Here is a 5337-nt window from a genome sequence, read left to right as displayed (position 1 = left end):
TCAGGCGGATCATCGCCACCTTGATCATGGCCTCGGAGGTCGCGGTCAGCCGTTCGTAGTCGCGGGCCAGCCGACGGTTTCGGACCAGCCAGCCGGATGGGTGGGCCGTGCGGCGAGGTGCTCGCCCGGGGCAAGTCCTTTTCCGCACGGCCTCCCGCCGAACCGGACATGACGGTTTCCCTGTCATCCGGCTCTCCAGTGACTACTGCGTGAGTGATTTGGCAGGACGTTCTGAATGGATTCGGTCATGGCAAGCGTCGCAAGCCACAACCGTTTTGCGACGCCGATGAAGCATGACGCGCGCCCAGTCAGAGGGCTGCCATCCGGCATGTGCCAGGTCGGCGAGCGCACGGACATGGTGCACTTGCACGTTGCCCTTGCTTCCGCAGATCTCGCACGTATCCGCCAAGAGCCTCGCGATGAGCTCCTTCTGCGGATAGTCCACTCGGACCGGCGCACGGTCGGCTAATTCTGCCGTCCGCTGCCGTTGGAGTGGAATTCCACCGAACCGCGCTACCAGTGGTTTCCTGTTCTTCCGTTCGATACGGGCCTCAAAAGCGATACGTGGCCCGTTGGGTGTTTCGAAGGTGGTCTTGTATTTCGCTGCCATCTTCGACACCGTAGAACGGTGCTTGCCAGCAAGAGTCTTGAGCATTGATGTCTCCATGACCCATTGCAGGCGGTGCAACCGGTAGACGTCACCGGCAAGCAGGTAGTACTGGACGATTCCCCGATAGACGGTCCCGAAGGTGGCGACGATCGCGTGGTCGTCGCTATTCATCAGGGCCGGTTGCTTCGCAGGTTTTCCGCGAGCAAGGTAGGGGGAACATTTGGCCTTGATCACATCCAGTGGGACACGCAGCGCGATCTGCCCGTTGACCACGCGACGGCCGCGGGTGATTTTGCTGCTGTTCTGCTGAGTTGTGATCTCGTAGCCGAGGAACCGTGCCGCCTGGGTTCGGGCATGGGTGATCAGCGTCTTTTCCTCCGAGAGTTCCAGCTTGAGTTCGTCACGCAGGAATTCCGCCATACGCTGTTTAATTTCCTCGGCTTCTGCCTTCGGTCCGGTGAACCCGAGTAGGTGGTCATCTGCATAGCGGACGTAGCGCAGCCGCCTGAACCCCGGATCATCAGGATCGGCGCTTGGCAGGCTGTGCATCTGCTGGCGCAGTCTGCGAGCTTCAGCCCGATCACCGCGCCGGCGTGCCCTTGCCAGCGCATTGGCCACCGCAAGGTATTCCGGGTTACGAGCCCGGCGTTCCCCTCGGGTGTATTCCGGAATCAGAACCTTCTCGACGAACTCATCCAACTTGTGCAGGTAGATGTTGGACAGGACAGGGGAAGCAACTCCGCCTTGCGGTGCTCCGGAGAGCGTGGCTCCCCACCTCCAGTCCTCCACGTATCCGGCCGTCAGCATGTTGCGCACCAACCTGAGGAACCGGTTGTCGCGGATCTTCTCGCCAAGAATCGAGAGCAGGATCTGGTGATCCAGGCTCCCGAAACAGTCGGCGATATCCCCCTCAACAAACCAAGAGGTTCCGGTCCAAGTGTGAGCCACCTCGCGCAGAGCGGTGTGGCAGCCCTTCCGGGGCCGGAAGCCGTGGGAATGGTCGGAGAATGACGGCTCGTAATATGCTTCCAGTAGAAGGCGTACGACTTCACCGACAAGCTTGTCCGACCATGTTGGCAATCCCAATGGCCGCGTTGTCCCGTTCTTCTTGGGAATATTCACGCGTCGCACTGGACGGAATCGGTAACGCTCGTGGCGCATCGCATCAGTGATGCGTCCGATCTTCCGCTGGGACATGCCGTCCACTGTTTCCCTCGTGACTCCGGGTGTTATCGCGCCATGGTTGGCATAGATGCGCCCGTAAGCCAGCAGATACAACTGCGGGTTGAACATTTGTCGATACAGTTCATCACACAGCAGACCACGCCTGCCGCGCTCACGCAGGACACCCAGCACCGTTTCGGCGCTCTGCATTTCGCATACCTCCCGAGTCTCGGTGTCCGAATCACCTGGCCCCCTTCGCCCGATTGTGTACGGCTTTCCCGTCCTCCTTGGCCGGTCGTTACTCCGGCGACTACTACGGGGCCTCCGTCGCCATAGGACTCGCGTCCCGTAGGCGATCCCACGTTCATCTCTGTTTGTACGTACTAGCGCGACTTAGGCGTCCCACTCATCTCCTTGAATGCCCTCGTTGGGCATCGCTCCGCGTTCCGGAGGTGCACCGGACAAGTCTCGAATCCAGTGCAGAACGTGGCGCCGGTTTCAGTAGTCTTTCCGGCGGATGGGAACTTGCATCTTCTGGAGATTGGGCTTCAAACAATCCAGTCTTCGCCATATCGCGCGGGCCACCCAGCACACCGTCTCTGACAACTGAGCCCGGTCGCTGGTTTTCTGGCATGCTGTTGTCCCCTTCACCTTTCGGATCCAGGTAAGCCATCTGGCCCAGGAACCTCCTTCCAAGTTCCTCCCGGCTGAACCGGGGATACAAACAGAGCGCCTCGTGGCGCACAAACTTCGCTCCACCACCCAGCGGCGGGGCAGGACCTTGAAGCCCTTGACGTCGTCGGTCCGCTTCACGATCTCGACGGCGACGTTCAACGCTTGGCGGGCCCATGAAAGCAGCGTGGAATCAACGGAGTTGGCGTACCCGCCGTCGGCCCACACCAGACCGACCGTGCGGAAGCCGGCGGCGAGCTGGGCCAGGACAGCGCGGCCTCCGGCCCGGTCCTGCACGGAAGCGGAGGTGACGGCGACGACCAGCAGCAGGCCCATCGTGTCAACGATCACGTGCCTCTTCCGCCCTGTCGTTCGCTTGCCCGCATCGAACCCACGTGCCTCGCCGCCCTCGCTGGTCTTGATCGACTGGGCGTCGATCACGGCGGCCGACGGCTCGGGATCGCGTCCGGCCCCGATCCGCACCTGGCGGCGAAGCTCGTCGTGGACGCGGTCCCAGGTGCCCTCCCGGCGCCACTTGGTGAACCAGCGGTGGGCCGCATCCCAGGGCATCAGATCGCGCGGAAGCATCCGCCACTGGCAGCCTGACCGCAGCACGTAGAAGACCGAGTCGAGCACCAACCGGTCTCCGTACTTGCGCACCCCGCCGCCTTTCCGCAGGTCACGCACGGGAAGGAGCGGCTGGACGATCTCCCACATCTCATCGGTCAGGCTGGACGGATAGCATGGGCCGCTGACGGCCTCGGAGTTGTCGCACTGGCACACACCACGTGATCATTCCGGGGCCGTCGCCATGCCCGGAAGGCAGATCACGACCGTCACGCTTCACGCATGATCAGCCACCCGACAGGCTCTCAGGGCTGGGCGCAGGTCCAGGCCGGTGAAGTCGAGGCCGGTGAACTCGGTTTCGGTGGCGAGCAGTGTCAGTGGGTCACCGGGTGGGCCGGCCGGGGCGTGGTCGTGGTCGTTGAACGGTGGTGGTGCTTGAGTCATGCGTTCGGCCTTGTTCTGGGGTGTGGCGGTGGATGTGTGCCGGGGCGTGATCAGTGTGTGGGGGCGGGCTCGGTGGTCTGGCGGGGCAGGGCGGTTGTTTCGTTGCGGCGGGCGGTGTGGCGGGCCTTGATGGCGTCATACGCGAGGGTCAGGGCGAGGCCGGTGATGGGAGCTTGCGCTCACTTGCCTCGAGTTCGGCCACCCGGGCCTCCAACTGCCGCACCCGCTCGTCCGGATCAGCGGACGGCACCGCCTCCCGAGGCTGGGCGCCCGGCTTCGCAGTCGCGGCGGTGATGCCACGGCGTTCGCGGTCCCGCAGCACCCACTCACGCAGGGTCGCCCGGTTGACACCCAGGTCAGCAGCGATGCTCTTGTAGATCGCCCCGGGTGTGGACTCGTACAGGGCCACGGCATCGGCCTTGAACTTGTCCGAGTAGTCCTTCATCGCCATCGGCGGTCTTCTCGCTTCCTCCGGATCAAGAAGATCCAGTATCAGCGTGTCCACCACTCAGGGGGAGGCCCCAGGCCCGGTTTGAGTGCAGAGCATGCCGAAGGCGGCATGAGCGGTCGGCATCCCGCCTTTGCCCGTTCAGCTTGCATCTATGCGGTGGCTTCCCCGGCCGGAGGGCGATTGATGGCCGATTGCGCGCTTGTCCCGGAGTGGGTAAGCGGGTTGGCTGGCCCGGTTGCTTCATGTGGCGACTGTTCTTCACGCCCAGTCGTGTGGGGGCCGGAAGCGGCAAAAGTCCCGGGCGTTGCCCGGGACCGGGCTGTCCCAACGGAAGGACTCACAGATGCGATTTCGGATCGAGCACCTGACATCTCTTGCGCTGGACCCAGAAGAGGATGACGGTCAGGGGGGTAATCCGACGACCGGCGACAGCGACGACGGGCGCGGCTACTAGACTCCGCAGCGCAAGGTGGGTTCCGCCGCCGACCTCTGTCACCGAGTCAGGGGCACGAGGGAGAAGGCGGGATCCACTGCGGCATGGAACACCCGGCGTTGGGCTGGCATCTTACTGTAGGCGGCGCTCCCGCCCGGCCTCTGCACCTGTGTCGTGGAGTGCCCCTGTCGGCCGTATCGGGTGACGCACGGCGCTCTACCGGGAGCTGCCGACGTCACTGCAGTGGATACGTAGCGCGGCGTGGCGGCAACTTTCTGCGATAGTGCGAGGTCATCGTTCTGGCCGATTCTTGATCTCCTCCATGGAGACACGGAGCAGCCGATCTGGTGTTCTCCGAGGGATAGGGTAGAAGCTTCCCTCGTCCCGTTCGCGGAGGTCTTGCCCGGTGACCGACAGCTTTGTTCACCTGCACAATCACACCGAATACTCGATGCTCGACGGGGCGCAGCGGCTCAAGCCGATGTTCACCGAGGTGGAGCGTCAGGGCATGCCCGCCATCGCCATGAGCGATCACGGCAACATGTTCGGTGCGTACGAGTTCCAGCAGGTGGCCAAGGGCTTCGACGGTGTGAAGCCGATCATCGGGATCGAGGCGTATGTCGCGCCGTCCTCGCGTCGGAACCGTAAGCAGGAGTTCTGGGGCCCCGGCGGTGTCAGGGCGATGTCGGACGACGGCGAGGGTTCCAAGGACGTCAGCGGTGGCGGTCGTTTCACCCACATGACGATGTGGGCCCAGAACGTCAAGGGACTCCAGAACCTGTTCTACCTGTCGACGGAAGCGTCGTACACGGGCCAGTTCCCGGCGGGCAAGCCGCGCATGGACATGGAGCTGATCTCCGAGCACGCCGAGGGGATCATCGGGACGACTGGCTGCCCCTCCGGCGCCATCCAGACCCGCCTGCGTCTGAACCAGTACGACGAGGCCCGCGACATCGCAGCCCAGTACCAGGACATCCTCGGGAAAGAGAACTACTT

The 5337-nt window shown here is 63.5% G+C and carries 5 protein-coding genes and 1 pseudogene; 1 reads left to right on the top strand and 5 read right to left on the bottom strand.

Features of this window, described 5'->3' with window-relative positions; translation table 11 throughout:
* From ACZ7IB_RS48560 to ACZ7IB_RS48540, 5 genes and pseudogenes are all read right to left on the bottom strand, one after another.
* Nucleotides 1-94: pseudogene (locus ACZ7IB_RS48560) on the bottom strand (IS5 family transposase); the annotation flags it as partial.
* Between the two features lie 108 nt (nt 95-202).
* Nucleotides 203-1984, bottom strand: a complete 1782-nt coding sequence (locus ACZ7IB_RS48555; protein ID WP_327247671.1) for a reverse transcriptase/maturase family protein — start codon at nt 1982-1984, stop codon at nt 203-205.
* A 288-nt stretch (nt 1985-2272) separates the two neighbouring features.
* Entirely contained in the window at nt 2273-3229 is a 957-nt protein-coding gene (locus tag ACZ7IB_RS48550) for an IS5 family transposase (protein ID WP_470921740.1), read from the bottom strand.
* Between the two features lie 60 nt (nt 3230-3289).
* The gene (locus tag ACZ7IB_RS48545) at nt 3290-3457 is read right to left on the bottom strand and encodes a hypothetical protein (RefSeq protein WP_470921738.1); all 168 of its coding nucleotides are present in this window, start codon (nt 3455-3457) and stop codon (nt 3290-3292) included.
* A gap of 148 nt (nt 3458-3605) precedes the next feature.
* Nucleotides 3606-3908 (bottom strand): transposase, encoded by a 303-nt coding sequence (locus tag ACZ7IB_RS48540; protein ID WP_470921737.1) that lies wholly within the window; start codon nt 3906-3908, stop codon nt 3606-3608.
* An 839-nt stretch (nt 3909-4747) separates the two neighbouring features.
* Here ACZ7IB_RS48540 and ACZ7IB_RS48535 point away from each other — a divergent pair.
* Nucleotides 4748-5337, top strand: a 590-nt coding sequence (locus ACZ7IB_RS48535) for a PHP domain-containing protein (RefSeq protein WP_470921736.1), incomplete at its 3' end; no start/stop codon positions are given.

The sequence above is a fragment of the Streptomyces sp. NPDC037301 genome, assembly GCF_055602785.1.
This window is presented reverse-complemented; position numbering and strand designations above follow the sequence as displayed.